The organism is Trinickia violacea (assembly GCF_005280735.1).
In the GTDB taxonomy this organism is placed as follows: Bacteria; Pseudomonadota; Gammaproteobacteria; order Burkholderiales; family Burkholderiaceae; genus Trinickia_A; species Trinickia_A violacea.
The window spans coordinates 1,429,191-1,447,495 of record NZ_CP040078.1 but is presented as its reverse complement, the minus strand read 5'-3'; the positions used below and the strand labels follow the sequence as shown (position 1 = coordinate 1,447,495).

17 protein-coding genes are annotated in these 18,305 nt (G+C 62.1%); 9 read left to right on the top strand and 8 right to left on the bottom strand.

The window, feature by feature from the left end; translation table 11 throughout:
- Nucleotides 1–18 precede the first annotated feature (18 nt).
- Nucleotides 19–1,026, top strand: coding sequence for a GntR family transcriptional regulator (locus FAZ95_RS28580; protein ID WP_254700325.1), 1,008 nt, complete (start codon nt 19–21; stop codon nt 1,024–1,026).
- Between the two features lie 133 nt (nt 1,027–1,159).
- The gene (locus tag FAZ95_RS28575; RefSeq protein ID WP_137335824.1) at nt 1,160–2,452 is read left to right on the top strand and encodes an MFS transporter; all 1,293 of its coding nucleotides are present in this window, start codon (nt 1,160–1,162) and stop codon (nt 2,450–2,452) included.
- Between the two features lie 235 nt (nt 2,453–2,687).
- Here the strand turns inward: FAZ95_RS28575 and FAZ95_RS28570 are convergent, their stop codons facing one another.
- From FAZ95_RS28570 to FAZ95_RS28555, 4 genes are all read right to left on the bottom strand, one after another.
- Entirely contained in the window at nt 2,688–3,161 is a 474-nt protein-coding gene (locus FAZ95_RS28570; protein ID WP_137335823.1) for a nuclear transport factor 2 family protein, read from the bottom strand.
- Between the two features lie 34 nt (nt 3,162–3,195).
- The gene (locus tag FAZ95_RS28565; RefSeq protein WP_137335822.1) at nt 3,196–6,141 is read right to left on the bottom strand and encodes a bifunctional diguanylate cyclase/phosphodiesterase; all 2,946 of its coding nucleotides are present in this window, start codon (nt 6,139–6,141) and stop codon (nt 3,196–3,198) included.
- Entirely contained in the window at nt 6,138–7,466 is a 1,329-nt protein-coding gene (locus FAZ95_RS28560) for an ABC transporter substrate-binding protein (RefSeq protein WP_137335821.1), read from the bottom strand. Before FAZ95_RS28560 ends, FAZ95_RS28565 begins: the two co-directional genes overlap by 4 nt.
- 179 nt (nt 7,467–7,645) lie before the next feature.
- Entirely contained in the window at nt 7,646–8,971 is a 1,326-nt protein-coding gene (locus FAZ95_RS28555; protein WP_137335820.1) for an epoxide hydrolase family protein, read from the bottom strand.
- A gap of 515 nt (nt 8,972–9,486) precedes the next feature.
- Between FAZ95_RS28555 and FAZ95_RS28550 the strand changes: the two genes are divergently transcribed.
- From FAZ95_RS28550 to FAZ95_RS28535, 4 genes are all read left to right on the top strand, one after another.
- The gene (locus FAZ95_RS28550) at nt 9,487–10,173 is read left to right on the top strand and encodes a DUF3313 domain-containing protein (RefSeq protein ID WP_175425796.1); all 687 of its coding nucleotides are present in this window, start codon (nt 9,487–9,489) and stop codon (nt 10,171–10,173) included.
- A 37-nt stretch (nt 10,174–10,210) separates the two neighbouring features.
- Nucleotides 10,211–10,537: an HdeA family protein gene (locus FAZ95_RS28545; RefSeq protein WP_137335818.1), complete on the top strand. Its 327-nt coding sequence runs from the start codon at nt 10,211–10,213 to the stop codon at nt 10,535–10,537.
- A gap of 78 nt (nt 10,538–10,615) precedes the next feature.
- Nucleotides 10,616–11,095, top strand: a complete 480-nt coding sequence (locus FAZ95_RS28540; protein ID WP_137335817.1) for a glycine zipper family protein — start codon at nt 10,616–10,618, stop codon at nt 11,093–11,095.
- 70 nt (nt 11,096–11,165) lie between these two features.
- Nucleotides 11,166–11,567: a hypothetical protein gene (locus FAZ95_RS28535; protein WP_137335816.1), complete on the top strand. Its 402-nt coding sequence runs from the start codon at nt 11,166–11,168 to the stop codon at nt 11,565–11,567.
- A 7-nt stretch (nt 11,568–11,574) separates the two neighbouring features.
- On the opposite strand, the gene FAZ95_RS40250 is transcribed toward FAZ95_RS28535, so the two are convergent.
- Nucleotides 11,575–12,012: a hypothetical protein gene (locus FAZ95_RS40250; RefSeq protein WP_254700323.1), complete on the bottom strand. Its 438-nt coding sequence runs from the start codon at nt 12,010–12,012 to the stop codon at nt 11,575–11,577.
- Between FAZ95_RS40250 and FAZ95_RS28525 the strand changes: the two genes are divergently transcribed.
- From FAZ95_RS28525 to FAZ95_RS28515, 3 genes are read left to right on the top strand one after another with little or no spacing between them, the layout of a single operon-like run.
- Nucleotides 11,996–12,199, top strand: a complete 204-nt coding sequence (locus tag FAZ95_RS28525; RefSeq protein ID WP_137335815.1) for a DUF2970 domain-containing protein — start codon at nt 11,996–11,998, stop codon at nt 12,197–12,199. The genes FAZ95_RS40250 and FAZ95_RS28525 overlap by 17 nt on opposite strands.
- An 18-nt stretch (nt 12,200–12,217) precedes the next feature.
- Nucleotides 12,218–13,879 (top strand): nitrite/sulfite reductase, encoded by a 1,662-nt coding sequence (locus tag FAZ95_RS28520; RefSeq protein ID WP_137335814.1) that lies wholly within the window; start codon nt 12,218–12,220, stop codon nt 13,877–13,879.
- Nucleotides 13,866–14,420: a DUF934 domain-containing protein gene (locus FAZ95_RS28515; RefSeq protein WP_175425795.1), complete on the top strand. Its 555-nt coding sequence runs from the start codon at nt 13,866–13,868 to the stop codon at nt 14,418–14,420. The genes FAZ95_RS28520 and FAZ95_RS28515 overlap by 14 nt, the downstream gene beginning before the upstream one ends.
- Here FAZ95_RS28515 and FAZ95_RS28510 read toward each other — a convergent pair.
- The 3 genes from FAZ95_RS28510 to FAZ95_RS28500 form a co-directional block, all read right to left on the bottom strand.
- Nucleotides 14,392–15,840, bottom strand: coding sequence for an aminotransferase-like domain-containing protein (locus FAZ95_RS28510; RefSeq protein WP_137335813.1), 1,449 nt, complete (start codon nt 15,838–15,840; stop codon nt 14,392–14,394). The genes FAZ95_RS28515 and FAZ95_RS28510 overlap by 29 nt on opposite strands.
- 69 nt (nt 15,841–15,909) lie before the next feature.
- Nucleotides 15,910–16,845 carry a 4-hydroxy-tetrahydrodipicolinate synthase gene (gene dapA, locus FAZ95_RS28505; RefSeq protein WP_137335812.1) on the bottom strand — a complete coding sequence of 312 codons (936 nt, stop codon included), beginning with the start codon at nt 16,843–16,845 and terminating at the stop codon, nt 15,910–15,912.
- Between the two features lie 44 nt (nt 16,846–16,889).
- Complete coding sequence (locus tag FAZ95_RS28500; RefSeq protein ID WP_254700322.1) at nt 16,890–18,107, bottom strand: aminotransferase-like domain-containing protein; 1,218 nt, start codon at nt 18,105–18,107, stop codon at nt 16,890–16,892.
- Nucleotides 18,108–18,305: the final 198 nt, after the last annotated feature.

The window sequence follows — 18,305 nt, the reverse complement described above, 5'->3', positions numbered from 1 at the left end:
TCACCGGAGAAGCAGGCAATGGCAAAATCGCAGATCGGTCTTTCAGATGCATCGCCTCACCGGGCGGTCGTGAACGGCCGTCCTTTGCCCGCGATCCACATGCGCTCCTCCGAAGACACCACGGCTGCGGCCCTGACCCCGCTACAAACCCGCGTGACGCGGGAGATACTTGCGCTGGCAAGGCGCGAAGATCTCGCCATCGGCGACCGCCTCGCTGAATCGATTCTTGCGGAGAAAATCGGCACGTCGCGCACACCGGTGAACGTGGCCCTGCACCATCTCGTGACGCTGGGGGTGGTCTACCACGACGCTAATCGCGGCTTCTTTATGGCCAAACCTGCCCGCGACGTGACGGATGTAGCGGCGCCGTTTTTTGAGGAACCCGACGATCCGCTGTACCTGAAGATCGCCGAGGACCGTCTCGCGCATCGGCTGCCCGATGTCCTATCCGAAGCCGATCTGATGCGGCAATACGAGGTCTCGCGCAGCGAACTGCGGCGCGTGCTCTCCCGCATGCAGGAAGAGGGCTGGCTCGAGCGCCAGGTGGGCCACGGCTGGCAGTTCATGCCGATCATCGATTCGGTCGACGCCTACGAGGAAAGCTATCTTTTCCGGGCGGCCATCGAGCCGACTGGTGTCATGTCGCCGACCTTCAGCGCGAATCGCGTCGAGCTGGAGGAATTGCGGCGCCGGCAGCGCTTTATCGCTGAAAGCGGCTATCTGTCGATGAACTCGGTCGAGTTGTTCGAGGCGAACAGCGAGTTTCACGAAACGATCGCCAAATGGTCCGGCAACCGTTTCATCGCCCAGTCGGTGCGGCGCATGGACCGCCTGCGGCGACTCGTCGAATACCGTCAGGCAAGAGCGCGCAAACCTCGTCAGGAGCAGGCATTGGAACACCTCGCCATTCTCGACGCGATTGCGCAGCACGACCTGCTGCGCGCAGCCGCCCTGTTGCGGGATCACATTGAAGGTGCGCGGCGCGCCAAGGTGCATGCGCAGGAGATCTTCACACCGCACGCCTGATTTGCCGCCGCAGTTGCAATAGCGCGGCCGTCCGGCCGCTTTTCTTTGACCCTTATTGCGTTTTATATTCACAAAACGCTTTTACCGCCGTCTATCAGAGGCACAAGATTCTCAAGAATCTACGGAGACAACAATGTCGTTTCGCCGAGGCTGGATCGCCCTCTTTCTCTTTTCACTTTCGATGATCAACTATATGGACCGCATCGCCCTGTCGATCGCAGCCAAGCCGATTGCGAGCGAATTCAAGCTGACCGCGGTCGGCATGGGGTACCTGTTTTCTTCGTTCATCTGGAGTTACGCGCTCTTTCTGCTACCGATGGGCGTTCTCATCGACCGTTTCGGCACCAAACGCATGGCCGGCGTCGGCATCTTCGTCTGGTCCGCGGCAACGGCATTGACTGGTGTCGCTTCCAGTTTCTTTGGCCTTATGGCGGCACGTCTGGTGATGGGAGCAGGGGAATCGACGAGCAATCCAGTGGGTGCGAAGGTCATCCGCCAATGGATCCCCGCGAACGAACGGGGGATGGTCACCTCGATGTTCAACAGTGGCTCCTATGCGGGACCAGCTATCTGCTCCGTCATGCTCGGCTCGCTCATAGCACTGTTCGGTTGGCGTATATCGTTTGTCGTCGCAGGCGCAACCGGCTTTGTCTGGCTCGCCGCATGGCTGATGTTCTTCGATGCGCCTGAGAGGGTGCGCTGGTTGAAAAACGACGAACGCGACAGGATTGTGCGCGAGCGGGATTCGAAACCCGCCTCGACTGCTGACGCTGTGCCTGAGTCCTCGGGTCTGCTGTCGTTGCTGCGCACACCGACCCTCTGGGGACTCGCGATTACCCAGGGCTGTAACGTCTACACGCAGTATCTGTTTTTGACCTGGTTGCCGAGCTATCTGCAGACCAGTCGGCACCTGAGCATCACCCACACGGGACTATTCTCCGCTGTGCCGTATGCCGCAGCCGTCGTGCTTTGCATTCTGGTCGGCCGCCTGAGCGATCAATACCTCAAGAAGAGCGGCGTGGGCACGGGTCGCCGCCGTAATGCTGTCGCACTCGCCATGCTTACAGGCGCAGCTATCCTCGCCGTGCCATTTACGTCGAATCTGATTGGGCTCCTGCTGGTTTTTTCGATCACGCTGACCGGAATCGCGTCCACCACGTCATTAAACTTCGCCTTGCTGAACGATCTTCTTCCGAACTCGCGCGATGTGGCCAAGGCGATGGCCTTCGTTGTCGTCGGCGGCAACATCTTCGGCATGCTTGCTCCCATCGCAACGGGATATGTGATCAACGCGACGGGCAGCTATGACTGGGCATTCGGCATCGCTGGCATCCTTCTGCTCGTCGGCGCAACGGTCGTGCTCACCATGACGCGCTCGCCAATGTCGGTCAATCGCAGTGCTTCGACTACGCGGGTCGCGGTGTAACGTTTGAATGTTGCCGTGTCGGCGGCGACGGGCTTGTCCTCGGTCGCAGGCTCTTTGCTCCAATGTCTGTTCGGGCGCACGTTGCGGCCGTTCGGAATCTGCCGACGGCCGTCCGCTTCTGGCCGAACCCAGCCGGACGCGGGCAACGGAGGTCGCCCCATCTCGGCTCTGCAAACCGGTGCGAAGTCAACAGCATCGCGCAGAAGGTTAGGACGAAACGCACGAGCGAACAATCTCACCCCCGCTTAACCCGATACCCATCAAGACCCTTCCTCGCCTGCGCACGGATTGCGCCTTGCACAAAAGGCGTCCAGCCGAGCACCACCCCTTTCAGACCAAGCGCTTGCCGCGCCCAACGCCACAAATCAAAACTATCACGATGCTCGACAATGAGCCCATCACGAAACACAAAACGCGCCTCGATCCGATTGACCACCGTGCGCCCGGTCTGACTAAACGTATAACGCGCGACCCACTGCGCACTCCCGGCCTGCCCATTCGCCTCGACATCGCCAAACGTCAACGAAAAATCCCGCGCGCGCTGCACCAGCATGCGCCACATATCGCGAGCAGCCTCCCCGCGCAATTCGCCGAACGCCGGATCGCTGAAGACAATGTCGTCGGCATAGCAGGCCACCATCGCCTCAGCGTCGCGCCGCTGAAACGCCTCGTAAAAGCGTTGGATCACCTCGGTGTTGGGATGCGTCATCGTCAGCCTTGTTGTCGTTGTAAATGAATCGCCCTCACCCCTGAGCATCGGCGGCCCGCTCCGCGAGCAGCGGCCACACCAGCAGTTCAAACTCATCTGGCGGAACCGGCGTCGAATAAAGAAAGCCCTGCGCAAAATCGCAACCGACAGCCTTCAGAAAATCCCGTTGCTCGGTGGTCTCCACCCCTTCCGCAATGACTTGGAGTCCCAGTTTGTGCGCGAGCACGACCATCGCCTCGCAAAGCGCCTGGTTGTCTCCGTCGACGCTCAGGTTATGGACGAATGAACGATCGATCTTAAGGTAATCGATATCGAAGCGCTTGAGATAGGCAAGCGACGAGTAACCGGTCCCGAAGTCGTCTATCGAGATCCCGATGCCCGCACGGCGGAAGGTCAGCAGCTTCTCGTCGATCTTCGATTCGGCCTGCAACAGCAGCCCCTCCGTGATTTCCACGGCAATGCTTTGGCCCGGCATCCCTTCGCGAGCAAGGTAGTCGGACCATCGCGCGCACAGCAGACTGTCTTGACGAACCTGGACCGGCGACATGTTGACGCTGATCTGAAACGACGGATGAAACTGATCGCGCCATTGCCGGGCCTGGTGCACGGCTTGCCTGAACACCCAATCGCCGATGGGCACGATAAGACCCGTGTCTTCGGCCAATGAAACGAAATCGAGCGGGCTGATCGTGCCGCGCTCGGGGTGCAGCCAGCGGATCAGCGCCTCGGCTTTGCAAACCTGGCCCGTCGCGAGGTCGACGATGGGTTGGTAGCAGAGCTGAAACTGCTCGCCGGGCAAAGCGACGCGTAAATCATTGGTGAGCCGCAGGCGCCTTTCGGCCTCCACCTGCAAATCGGGCGTGAAGTAGCTGAAGCGATTGCGCCCGGCGTTCTTGGCCGCATACATCGCTTGATCGACGTTCTTGAACAGCACGTCGAGATCGCTGGCGTCATCCGGGTAGACCGTGACGCCGACGCTGGCCGATATAAAAGCCTCGTCCGCACCGAGGTTGAACGGCTCCGCCAATTTGCCGATGATGGTCCTCGCGATCCGTTCGATGCTTTCGGCGTCGTCCAGATTCGGAAAAATGACGGTGAACTCATCGCCGCCAAGACGGGCGACCGTATCCGATTGGCGCACGCACGAGCCGATGCGCTTGCCGGCCTCGATCAGCAGCACATCCCCCATGTCGTGACCGAGGGAGTCGTTAACCTCCTTGAAGCGGTCGAGGTCGATCAGCATCAGGGCCATGCGCTGTCCGAGGCAGCCCGCCTGTCTGGCTTCGTGAGCGAGACGTTCATGGAACATCTGGCGATTCGGAAGGCCCGTCAGCGCGTCGAAATTGGCCTGTTTCCAGATGGTGGCCTCGAACGCCATCCGGTCGGAGAGATCGCGGCCGACCGCCAACACCGAGTTCACCGTGCCGGAACAATCGGCCTCCGGCGTGATGCGGATGTGCGTGCATTGTTGCTGCCCGTCCTTGCCGGCCCATCTCAGTTCGAATTGCGCGCTTTTCCCGCTGGCAATGACTTCTCTGATGGTCTTTTCGTAGACGAGCGCGTTAGGGCCGCCGGGGAGCTCCGAGGGCCGCTTGCCGAGCACTTCGGCGAGACTGCGCCCCGCCAACGCACAGAACGCGGGATTGGCATAAACGCGGCGCGACTCGCGGTCGTAGCGGGCAATGGTATCGGGCGAGTTCTCGATCAGCGTGCGCGACTCCCGCTCGCGCGCGACGAGTTCCGCCGTTCGCTCGATGACGGTCTGCTCGAGCGAAGCGTTGATCTCGTTGATTTTCTGAATCTTCTGCTTGATCGCCCGGCGCATGATTTCGAAGCGCTGCGCGAGCCTGCCCAATTCGTCCTGCGCGCCGGCCGGGGTTCCCGCTTGCCCCGCTTCGTCCAGCTGGGCGCCGGCGTCGTCGCCGGTATCGTGCACCTTGCGCACCAGTTCCCTGAGCGGCGCAGAAATGCTGTGCGATATGAAGTAGGCCAGGAAGATCGACAGCAGGAACCCCGAGATGCCGACCAGCACGATCTGGTTTCGCACCGCTTGCGCCTCGACCGTCAGTTTTCTCTCCGCAATGGTGCTGACCACGAACCAGGTCGTGCCGGGGATTCTCGCGTACGCCGCCAGGTAATGTCCGCCACGCTTTCCCGCGAACGCGACGAAGCTTCGCGCCTCGCCCGACGCCGCGTTGTGCGCAATGTTGTTGATGAGGCCGGGTTCGGGCACCGCGTCGGTGTTGGCCGACGCGTCGTCGGCCCGGATGATCACCTTGTTGCCGCTCGCATCGAGAATGCAGATTTGCGTGCCGCTGCCCGTGGCGACGTCGTTGAATATCGTCGAGAAATACTCGGGGCGAACGATCAGCACCAGATTGCCGAGCCGCTCGTTGCTGCTCTTGTCGAAAATGGCACGCACCATCCCGAGGTTTTGCTGCCCGACGCCGTTGTCGTAACTGCCCCAGTAAGCGCGTTCATGCTCGTTCTCAGCCCGCCTGACGAGGCTCGTCACGCCTTCGGTCAATTGCGCGAACGCCTGTGTGTCCAGAATGCGGTTGTTCTTGTCGAGCAGATATTTCTGGTTGATGAAATCAACCGATCCGTAATGATCGAGGAGCAGCCGCGCCATGTCCTGGCGCGCCTCGCTTTGCTCCTTGGCGTTGCCGCTCGCGGCCCTGGCAAGCGCGCCTTGCACCCGGTTGGAGAGCACCAGCAGGTTGCTCTCCGTCTCGATCTGCTGCATGCGCAGCTCGATGTTTCTCGATACCTGCTTCACCACCTCCTTCGAGAATATCTCCGCGTTCTCCTTGATCGCCGCGACCGACTTCACATACGAGATGCAGCCCGAAATGAAGATCGGCAGCAGAGCCAGCAGAATGAAAGCGGCAATCAGCCGATAGCGAATCTCGACACGGCGAAGCAGGTCCTGCGAGAAGGTGTCGAAAGCGCGTCGCAGCAACCCTGGAATTGAAGTCATTTGTAGTGCATCTTCGCGTCATTCTTGACCGATTCATCGAGGCGCTTCGCGGCCTCGCTGGGCGTCATCTTTTTGAGCAGCACGTCCTGCATCAAGCCATGCAGCGACTCGAGCGTGTTCGAAGGCAGCGTCGAATAGTACGGGCTGGCGGTCATCGAATAGCGGCTGACCGCATTCGTGTAGTCGACGATTTCCGGGTCGCTGACGGCCGTTCCCGCGTTGTTCTGGAACGGGGAGATGTTATGGCGCTTGCGCTGCAGAATCGGAAAGCCTTTGCCGGCGATGAATTCCAGAAAGCGCATCGCAGCTGCCTTGTTGGTCGTCTCGCACACCGCAAAGCCCGTCTCGCTGCCGAGCACGGGCACCACCGGCTCGCCGCGCGCATTCCACGGCGGAATGAACACGCCGACCGGAAAGCGATTGCCGTGCAGCAGAAGGCCGGCCGCCCAACTGCCTTGAAAAGCCATCGCCACCTTGCCGTCCTTGAACAGACGCATGCCGTCGTCGTAGCCGGTCGTCATGTACGACGCCTGGACGTAGCCGCGTTCAGGCAGCAGCGCGATCTTGGCGAAGATATCGGCGACCGCGGGCGTATCGAGATCGAGCGTGCCCTCGGCCATTTTGCTTTTCCAGGCTGGCTCGTGCGCGACGACATCGTTGGCGAAGCCCGAGGCGAACGGCCCGTTTCCGAGCATGTTCGGGAAACCGCCGTTCAACATGATGGGCGTGAATCCCGCGCGTTTGAGCTGGGCGCAAGCGCGCAGAAACTCGTCGAAATTCGCCGGCGGCTTCTCGATTCCCGCTTTCGCGAAGATGTCCCGGTTGTAGTAGATCATCGTCGTCGCGACACCGCCCGAGACGCCGAACCCTTTGCCGCGGCGGCTAGTCCAGTCCCGCTTGAGCGGAGCGAGCATGGTCTTCCAAGCCGTGGTCTGGCTGACGTCGGCGAGGACGCCTTGATCGGCCAGCCCGGCCGAATAGGCGTTGGGGTTAACGCTCACGAGATCGGGCAAGGTGCCGGCGGCGACGCGGGGCTTGATGTTCTCTTCGACCGTATTGCCGATCATGAACTGAACGTCCACGTGCACATCGGGATTGAGCTTGCTGAACTCGGCGGCGATCTGAAGCATCTGCTCGGGCCAGTCCGGCGCCCATATCAATGCCGTAATGCTGGTTATGTGCGGCGGGACCGCACTGTCGTTCGCGGCGTCTTGCTGGTGGCAACCGCAGAGCAGTAGAAAACCGATCAGGCCGGATAGCAGCCAGCGAAGCGCCGACCGGACCGGGAACCCCGTGTGAGAGCCAGAATGCGGAGAGTTGGCCATGACGACAATTTAGGCGAGTGAACGCAACAGACCCAAATCTGCATATCGGCATGCGCACATGAAACCTTTAATTGCCGCGAGGCGCGCGTGATCGCTCCCCATGACGGCGAACTGGCTGCGGGCGCCCCTCGGCGGCGCCGCCCGCGTCTTGATGTTCAACCATTCAACCGTTCAACCGTTCAACGCAGCGAACGGAAGCTCACGCGAAGTTCTTCCGAGAACGCTTGCGGCTGCTCCCAAGCCGCAAAGTGTCCGCCTTTGGGGAGACGGCGATAGTGAATGAGATTGGGATACGCTTTCTCTGCCCAGCTTTGCGGGGCGGCGTAGATCTCATCCGGAAAAACGCTGACGGCGACCGGGAGGGCGACGTGCTTCGGGGCAAAGAAGTTGAGCTTGTTTTCCCAATACAGGCGAGCCGAGGAGATTCCCGTGTTCGTGAGCCAGTAGAGCGTCACGTTGTCGAGAATGTCGTCTCGGCTCAGCCCCTCGGACTGCCCTTCGAACACGCGTGCGATCAGTGCCTGGCTGCTGGCATCGTGGTCGAGCATCCAAGCCGCCAGGCCGACAGGCGAATCTTCGATCCCATACAGCGTCTGCGGGCGATTCGCCATCTCCAACGCGTAGCCAAGGCCGTGCTTGTAGAAGTAGTCGAGCTGATCAAACGCGTGTTTCTCGTCGGCTGAAAGGCCGGCCGGCGCCGGCTCGCCCAACTTGAGCGCCTCGGCGATGTTCTCCGGTACGGTAGCCGGCATGTTGGTGTGAATGCCGAGCAGTTCCGGCGGCGCCAGCAAAGCCATTTGCTCCGTAACGGCATTCCCCCAATCGCCGCCTTGCGCCACATATCGCGTGTATCCGAGACGCTTCATCAGTACGACCCAGGCGCGCGCGATGCGAACCGGGTCCCAGCCGGTCGTTGCCGGCTTGCCTGAGAACCCGTAGCCGGGGAGCGACGGAATCACGACGTCGAAGGCGTCCGATGCCGTCCCGCCATGGGCCGTCGGATTGGTCAACGGATCGACAATCTTCAACTGCTCGACGATCGAGCCGGGCCACCCGTGCGTGACGATGACCGGCAACGCATCCGGATGTTTCGAACGAACGTGGATGAAATGAATGTCGAGCCCGTCGATCTCGGTGACGAACTGCGGCAGCGCGTTCAACCTCGCTTCGACTCTGCGCCAGTCGTAATCGGTCGCCCAATAACGCGCGAGGTTCTGCATCGTCGAGAGTTGCACGCCTTGCGACGCGTCGGCGACCGTTTCCCGCTCGGGCCACCGCGTCGCTTTGATACGCCGTTTCAACTCGTCGAGTTGCGATTGCGGCGCATGCACGCGAAGGGGACGAATAGCGGTCTTGTCGCCATCGGCCGACGATGCGACTTCCGTGATGGCTCGATTCGTTTCCGCGAAAGCGAGCTGACTCAACGCGCCCGCAACGGCGGTCGCCGCGGCTACGCCAAGAAAACGGCGCCGCGACGAAGTTTGGGGAAGGATATCGTTTTGCACACAAGCTCCTATTGGCAATAAGTTCGAGTGGCGGGAGCGATGAACGCCACAACAACGCGATAACCCGGGCAAACCCCCTCGCAATTGCCCAATGAACCCGCCTATGCAGGCAGACAGTGGGTGAGCCTCACATCGATACCGCCTTGACCGGCCGAAAACCGTAGTCCGCGGCAGTTGATGTGATTGTGTGTAAGCGATCCGTCTAAATAAATGCCCGCGACAGAAGAACAGTTGTGTTTGCCGGGAACAATTCCGATATCGGCCGTTAAGTCTGATGTAGTGAACGCGCGATCTTGGCGGCCCACTTGCTTCTCGAGCCCGTGTGGCGGTCGCGTGAACCTCGCGAAAAGGATGAAGGATCAGGATAAGACCAAAGTCCAATAGCCTTCTGATTGAAACGTAACTATCAATATTGCAATCGGCGAAGTAAGGCTACTGCCCTGCACCAAGGTGGATGCGGATTGGCAAACCGCTATATGTCGCCCGCGCGGGCGGGCAGAACGGAGGGTGAAGCGATGTTGAAGCGCATATGTCCTCTGCTGGCGACGATCGCATTGGTCGCCTGCGCTGTCACAACCCAGCAATCGCTTTCCGATGTCGAGAAGGCATCGAAATCAGGGTTCCTGACCAATTATTCCCTGCTGAAACCGGGCGAGAAAGGCCAGACGCGGCTTCGCTACGTCAACCCGAATGCCAATTGGAGCTCCTACACGGGAATCTTCCTCGAGCCGGTGGTGTTCATCAACGATCCCACGTCAAAGATCGACCCGAAGGAGCAGCAGATATTGACGAGCTACTACTACAACACGTTGAAGACGCACCTATCGACTGTGCTGCCGATCGTCGACCTTCAGGGCCCACACGTTCTGGTCATCCGCGCCGCCCTGACTAACGTTACGAGCGGGACGCCGGGATTGCGTACGATCTCGATAGTCATCCCGCAGGCCCGGTTGCTCAATGCGGCGCAGAGCCTCGCGACGGACACCTATGCCTTCGTCGGTTCGGCGCAGAGCGAAGGCGAGATCACGGACGGCGCGACCGGGGAGATTCTCGCCGAAGCGGTGGACGGCCAGGCCGGCGGAATGAGCCTCAAGAATGTGGGTGCCGGGAAATGGGGCGACGCAGAGAAAGCGATGGAATATTGGGCGGACCTGGCGGCCAAACGCCTGACCGAATTCAGGTCAGGCACGCCGGCCTCGTGATACGCCGTTAGTGCTCGAAGTGATCAAGGAGCGCAACATGAATCGAAGCCTAATCTCGTCCATCCTCGCCGGCCTCGTCGTCGCGCAGCCCGCCCTCGCTCAGACCGCCGCACCGATGAGCCCCGCAAAGATGACCTGCGAGGAGTTCGTCGCGGTAGACGACGCTTACCGCCCCACCCTCGTCTACTGGGTCGCCGGCGTCGACAAGCTCGGCATTCGCGAGACCGACACGATGGTGGTCGACACGGCGACGCCCATCGGGATCGTCGTCGACGAGTGCAAGAAGACACCGAAGATGGCGTTCAAGACCAAGGTTCGCGAGTTGTACAAGAGCGGCCGGATCAACCTCTTCGAACATCACTGAAGCCGGGCCTGCGGCGCGGCGCGCCCGAGCAGGCGTCCCCCGCATCGACGCTCGATGACTTTCATGGGAGCCAGAGCCATGCAACGAATCGCCCGCCTGTCGATCGGCCTCACGCTCGCCGCGCTTGCCTGTGCGGCAGCGGCCCAGCAGCCGATCATCTATCCGGCCCGAGGGCAAAGTCCCGCGCAGCAGCAGACCGACACCGCCGAATGTCATGCGTGGGCCCAGCAGACCACAGGGGTCGATCCGGTCGCGCTGGCCGAGCAGATGGCGAGCGGCCCGCCGCAGCCTGAGCGGCGCGGCGGCCTCTTTCGCGGGGCCGGGGGCGGCGCGCTCTTCGGCACGCTGATCGGCGGAGTGGCTGGTGGCCATTGGGGCGAGGGCGCGGGCATAGGCGCGCTCGTCGGCACGATGGGCATGGGCATGCGAATGCGGCGCGAGCAGCAGCAAATGGAGATGCAGCAAACGGGCATGCACCAGCAAGCATCCGGCCAGCTCGCGACCTACAACCGCGCCGTCGCGGCGTGCATGACCGGCCGCGGCTACACCGTCGAATAGACAAGGCGCCAGCGGCGCTGCGCGGCGCGCGGGTTCGCGAGCCGCGCCACGACAATGGGGAGGTGACACCATGCTGAAGCCTTTACGGGCCACGGCGCTTGCCATCATGGTCGGCTCGGTGCCGTCATGGGTTCTCGGAGCGGACTTCGACGGCAGCAAGCCACTCCTGTGCGCGACGATCGACGCGCACTTCTGCGACATCGGCGAGGTGTGCTTCCGGACGCTGCCCGGGATTCTGGGCGCACCCGACTTCATTCATATCAACTTCGCGAAGAAGGCGATCGTCGGGTCGTCGCAGCGCTCGACCGCGATCCGGTACATGGAAGCCGGCGAAGGCCAGTTGCTCATGCAAGGCACGGAACTCGGCTACGGATGGAGCCTCGTGCTCGACACGAAGTCGGGCGGCATGTCCGCGACCCTCGTCAATCGCGACGACGTGTTCGTGCTGTTCGGGACTTGCACGCCATCGTAGGCGACGACTAGTGATAGTTGACGAAATTGATAATGTCATTGAGGAACCAAGGCAGAATCAATTGCGTATTGGGATCGCTGACACCGACACTGAGCCGCGGCGGCTTCGACGTGGAGCCACTGGGCGTCGAACCGCCGGTACCGTGCAGGATGTAGGTGTCCGTGCCGGCCCGACCTACCCCGGCGGTCTGATTGTTCGCGGGCGGCGAGGTCGAAGCGCAACCGGCGATGAGCACGACCCCGGCCGCTGCGAGGCAAATGAGCTTCATGGTGGTGAGTTCCAGCAACGTGACGTTGACAGTATGCCCATGACGGATCGCCTCCGTCGAATCGCTTGCTCCCCTCAGATTCGGACGAACTGCTGCTGTTTTTGCTGCTCGCGCCCGCGCAAGATCCAAGGCGTGATCAGAACAGAAACAGGAGCAGGAAATGGCCTTTCTACGCATGGTTCGAATTGTCCTTTGGAGCTTCTTTGGCGTCCGCAAAAGCGCGTCTCACGAAGCCGACTTCGCCAACGTCAACTTCAGTTTCCTGCCGTTCGTCGCCGTCTTGCTCGCGCTATGCGTGGGCGCAGCGATCTTCGGCGTGGTGCTGCTCGTGGCGCATCCGACCGCGACGATTCAAGGCCTTTGACCGACTCGCCGGGGCGCCATGTACCAATACGACGAAATCGATCGCAGGCTGGTCTTCGAGCGAGTCGAGCAGTTCCGCGATCAGGTCGCACGCCGGATCGCGGGCGAGCTAGCCGAGGAAGAATTTTTGCCGCTGCGCCTGCAGAACGGTCTCTATCTGCAACGGCATGCGTATATGCTGCGGGTCGCCATTCCCTACGGAACGCTGTCGGCCGCGCAGCTGCGCAAGCTTGCGCACGTCGCGCGGCACTACGACAAGGGATACGGCCACTTCACCACGCGGCAGAACATCCAGTTCAACTGGATCAAACTCGAGGAAACGCCGGCGATCCTCGAAGAATTGGCGTCCGTCAACATGCACGCGATCCAGACATCGGGCAATTGCGTGCGCAACATTACGACCGAGCAGTTCGCCGGCGTCGCGGCCGACGAGATCGTCGACCCGCGTCCATTGGCCGAGATCCTGCGTCAGTGGTCGACGCTGAACGCGGAGTTCGCCTACCTGCCGCGCAAGTTCAAGATCGCGATCTCGTCCTCGCAGAAAGACCGAGCCGCCGTGCGCATGCATGACGTGGGCCTCTATGTCTATCGCGGCGCCGATGACCAGTTGCTGCTGCGCATTTTCGTCGGCGGCGGACTGGGGCGAACACCGATCCTCAGTTCGATGTTGCGAGAGGATCTGCCGTGGCAGCACATGCTGACGTATCTCGAAGCCGTGCTGCGTGTCTATAACCGCTACGGCAGGCGCGACAACAAATACAAGGCGCGCATCAAGATCCTCGTGCGCGAGCTCGGTGTCGAACGGTTCGCCCGCGAGGTCGATGAAGAATGGGCGCATATCAAAGCAGGACCGGCGACACTGACCGACGCCGAGTACCAAAGGGTCAAGCGGCATTTCGATCCCCCGGCGTATGAGCCGGATGCCGAATCGGCCAACGCGAGCTTCGAACGCCAAATGGCGGGAGATCGTCACTTTGCACGGTGGGCGCGGCGCAATGTGCACGCTCACCAAGTGCCCGGGTATGCGTCGGTGGTGATTTCGACCAAGCCAGGCATCACGGCTCCTCCGGGCGACGTCACTGCCGATCAGATGGAGCTCGTCGCGGATTGCTCCGAGTGGTTCGGCTTCGGCGAGATTCGCGTCGCGCACGAGCAGAATCTGATCTTGCCGGATGTGCGGATCGGCGACCTTCAACGTGTCTGGACGATGCTGCGTGAGGCGGGACTGGCCACGCCGAATATCGGCCTGATCACCGACATCATTTCGTGTCCGGGAGGCGACTATTGCTCGCTTGCAAATGCCAAATCCATACCGGTCGCACAGGCCATTCAACAGCGCTTCGACGATCTCGACTTCGTCCACGACCTCGGGGACCTGTCGCTCAACATCTCGGGCTGCATCAACGCGTGCGGGCATCACCACATCGGCAATATCGGCATTCTCGGCGTGGATAAAAACGGCGCGGAATGGTATCAGGTGACGATCGGCGGCGCCCAAGGCACGGACGCGGCGCTCGGCAGCGTCATCGGCCCAGCGTTTAAGGCCGAGCAGGTGCCGGACGTTATCGAGCGCATTGTCGAGGTCTATCGCCGGGAGCGTCACATCGACGAGCCGTTCAGCGACGTGGCCGCCCGCATCGGCATCGAAGCATTCAAGGAGCACGTCTATGCCGCTGGCTGATGCTCCCGAAACCACCACGAGGCGCATGATTCGGCTTTCGGGCGAGGTGCCCGTCATCGTCGAGGACGCGTGGACGGTCATACGCGAAGAGTCCGAAGCCATCGCGCGCGTCGAGGCGCGAGGTCATGCCCTTCGCGGCATCGTGTTGCCGGTGCGCGTGTATCTCGACGCCATGCGGCACGATCCCGCCGCGCTGCATGAAGCCGGTGCGTGGATTCCCCCTGACGCCGACTTCGAGGAATGGGCGCACGAACTGCTCGACGCGCCGGTCATTGCCGTCGACTTCCCCTCGTTTCGCGATGGCCGCGGCCTGAGCATCGGGGTGATCCTGCGCACCCGGTTCGGCTATCGCGGCGAGCTCCGGGCGATCGGCGACGTCCTGCGCGACCAGCTCGAATACATGCGGCGCTGCGGATTCAATGCGTTCGCCGTTCGAGCCGACAAAAGCCTGAACGACGCCCTGAAAGGATTCAGCGAAATCACCGTGCGCTACCAAGGCGCCGTGGGGGACCCTACGCCGCTGTTCCGGCGCCGGAGTTAGCACGCACGGCCGGATCTTTGAGGATCTCCGCAAGAACGCGGATCGCCTCTTCGATTTTGGCCTCCCAGGGATGGCCAAAATTGAGCCGCACGCAGTTCTTGAACGAATGCGTCGCGGAAAAGATCGGGCCGGGCGCGATGCTGATGCCGTGCTGGATGGCAAGTCCGTGAAGCGCCATGGCGTCCACCGCGTCCGGCAACTGCAGCCAGAGAAAATAGCCGCCGCTCGGCGTCACCCAGCGGACCTCCGGCGGCAGCCAACGCGCGAGCGCCCCCTCCATGGAAGCCAACTGGGCGCGCATCGCCGTACGCAGCTTCCGAAGGTGCTTGTCGTAGCCACCATGCTGAAGATAGTCGGCGATCCCGGCCTGCGCCGGAATGCTGGCCGAGAGCGTGGTCATCAGCTTGAGCCGTTGGACCTTGTCGGCGAAGCGGCCGGCCGATACCCAGCCGATCCGGTAACCGGGCGCGAGCGTCTTCGAGAACGAACTGCAATGCATGACGAGGCCTTTCGTATCGAACGCCTTGGCGGACAGTGGCCGCTCGCGGCCAAAGTGCAGTTCCTGATAGACGTCGTCCTCGATCAGCGGAATCTCGCGCTCGGCCAACATGTCGACGAGCGCCTTCTTCTTCTCGACAGAGAGTGTCACGCCGGTAGGGTTCTGGTAGTTCGTCATGAACCAGCAGGCGCGGACCGGATGCTTCTCGAGCGCCGCGGCCAATGCGTCGAGATCGAGACCCGTCGTCGGGTCGACCGGAATCTCGACGGCGCGCAAGTCGAGCCGCTCGATCGCCTGCAGCGCGGCGTAAAACCCCGGAGACTCGACCGCCACGACATCGCCGGGCCGAGTGACGGCCATCAGGCAAAGATTGAGGGCTTCGAGCGCGCCGCTGGTGACGACGATCTCATCAGGCGGGACCGAGACACCCGTGCCGACATAGCGCAGCACAATCTGGCTTCGCAGGTGGTCGTTGCCGGGCGGCAGGTCGGAGACCGTGCTCCACGGGCTCAGTGAGCGTGCGCCTTGCGCGAGCGACTTCAAGAGCCGAGCCGATGGGAACAGCAGCGGGGACGGGAAGGCAGAACCGAGCGGCACGATCCCCGGGTGTTTCGCGGCTTCGAGCACTGAGAACACCAAGTCGCTGATATCGACCTTGGCCGACTCGGCCAGCGACGCAGGCCGAGTCGAAGAAGGTGTCTCCTTGACGCCGGCGCCAGGTGTCACAAAGTAGCCGGAACGCTCCTCGGCACGAATGAGGCCCCATTCTTCGAGCAGATAGTAGGCACGAAAAACGGTCGACTGGCTCACGCCATGCTGCGCGATGATCTGCCGAAGCGACGGCAGCTTCGAACCGATCGGGATGCGGCCCGACCGCACGTCATTCGCCAACTGAGTGGCGAGCACCTCGTAGCGCTTCATTGTCTTGTTCGAGTCATTGCCCCGTTGAAAGGGCGCATCGTTTGGCCGCACCCGCGGCCCTTCACGATATTAGCGCCGTTCGGATCGACGGCGGTCTGCATGGTCCCTCATGAGGAGGTGGCGCGCCGCACTGAATGCAGCGCTGCCCGCGAGCGAACGCCGGAGCGTTGGAGAAATGGCAAGCGGTGCCCGGAGCGCGCCGCCCATTAAGCCAAGTTCCTGCGCGACCCATTTGGCGGGCACGGGATTGGTGTCCGATGACAAAACCTCATACAGCGGCTTCAACTCCTCGTCCAGCTGCGCTGCCCTTTCGACGTCGCCGAGCCGAACCGCGTCGCACATCCTTCGAACCGCCGATGGGGCCACGTTCGCCGCGACGGAAATCACGCCGGCGCCACCCGCCGCCATCAGGCCCAAGGCCGTCGCGTCGTCGCCACTGACGATACGAAAGCCAGGCGCAACGGTCGACACAAGGCGCGTCACACGCTCGAGATCGCCTGTCGCATCTTTCAAGCCAACGATGTTGGGATGCGCGCTCAGTTTGACGACCAGATCCTCTGCCATTTTCAGACCCGTGCGATGCGGAACGTCGTACATGACGACCGGTATGTCGACCGCGTCGGCAACCGAAGTGAAGTGATGCTCGAGACCGAAGACGTTTGGCCGGTTGAAATACGGCGTCACGCAGAGAATCGCCTGCACGCGCTCGTGCTCCGCCTCGCGCGCCAATTCGCACACCACGCGCGTCGACGGCGATCCGATGCCCGCGATCACCGGCAACCTTCCCTCCGCCCGCTGCACTGCGCGCCGATACAAGTGCACGTGTTCGTCGAGCGTGAGCGTTGGCCCCTCGCCTGTCGTGGACGCCACCACGATCGCATCCGTGCCCGCGTTCACGTGAAGATCGATCAGCCGATCGAACGCGTCGTAATCGATGCTTTCGTCCACCGACATGGGCGTCAGCAGCGCAACCATCGAACCTTGAAGAAAATCCGCACGACTCATGACCTCTGCTCCATCTGAATGACGAACCTTCGCCCGGAGCCGCGTTAGCGCGCGCCGGAGAACACGCCGGCGAGCCGTCGCACGCCTTCGCCGATCTGCTCGGCAGTGGCGCTCGCAAACGAGAGTCGCAAACTATCGGCACCGGCTCGGTCTGCGAAAAACGGCGCACCCGGCACATACGCGACCCCGGCTTCGATCGCCTTGGGCAGCAACGCCTGTGTGTTCACACCCGGCAGCTCGATCCATTGGAACATGCCGCCCCTGGCTGCAACGGTGACCAGCGGGACCTTGCCTAGCTCCGCCTCGACGGCGCGGCGCATGATGCTCGCCTGTTTCGCGTAGTACTGACGCGCGCGCGACAGGGCGGGCTCAATCGAGCCTGCATTCAGGAAGTGATATCCGACCATCTGTGAGATCGCCGACGAATGCGTGTCGCTGATCTGCTTCGCCAAGTGAACGTGGCGCATCAGTTCCACCGGCGCGGCCAGCCACGCCAGGCGCAAGCCGGGGGCGATGACTTTCGAAAAGCTCGACAGGTGAACAACCCACTGACGTTCCTCGGCATTCGCGAGCGCGAGCAGCGAGGGGGGCGGCGGATCCCGGAAGAAGAGCTCGCCGTAGGCATCGTCCTCGACGATCAGCACGCCGTGCCGCGCGGCAAGCTCCAGCACCTGCCTGCGGCGCCGAAGCGACAGCACGGCGCCGGTCGGATTCGCGAAGTTGGGGATCAGGTACAGGAGCTTCGGACGGTGCTGCTCGAAGAGGGTTTCGAGGGCATCGATATGAAGACCCTCGTTATCGGTCGGAACCGAGACCAGGTTCGCGCCGCGAGCCTGGAACGCCTGGATTGCGCCGAGGTACGTCGGGGCCTCGACTGCGACCGCGTCGCCGGGGTCGACCATGGTGCGGGCGATCAAATCGATCCCCTGCTGAGAACCCGACGTGATGACGATCCCCGACGCATCGAGCCGCATGCCGAAGCCGCGGCAACGACCGGCGATCATCTCGCGCAATGGCTCATACCCCTGCACGCTGCCGTACAGCAACGCCGCGGGCATGGTCTGGCTCATGGTTCGCGCCATGGCGCTTTTCAAGGCTTCGATGTCGATCGCCGCGGCGGACGGAAAGCCACCGGCGAGCGAGATCACATCCTGCCGGGAAAGCAGCGCGAACAGTTCGCGGATCGCAGAGGACTGGACGCGTGTAGTCGCCTCGGACGGGCGCAGGCGTAAAGGACTGCCAAGGCTGTGATCGATCTTCACGATATGCCGATGTTGAGAGGACGGTGCCAAGCATAGGGTGCCCGCCCCCCGCGGGACAGCAGCAGATGCGTGTTACGTGGCCTAAGCAAGCGTTGCTACGCATGCTTTCGCCCTGCCTGCTGCTGTGATGCGCCGGCGCTCCGCTCCGACAATGTCCGGCCGATCCCCTCTTCGGGTTTCGAGTCCATCGCGCCGTCC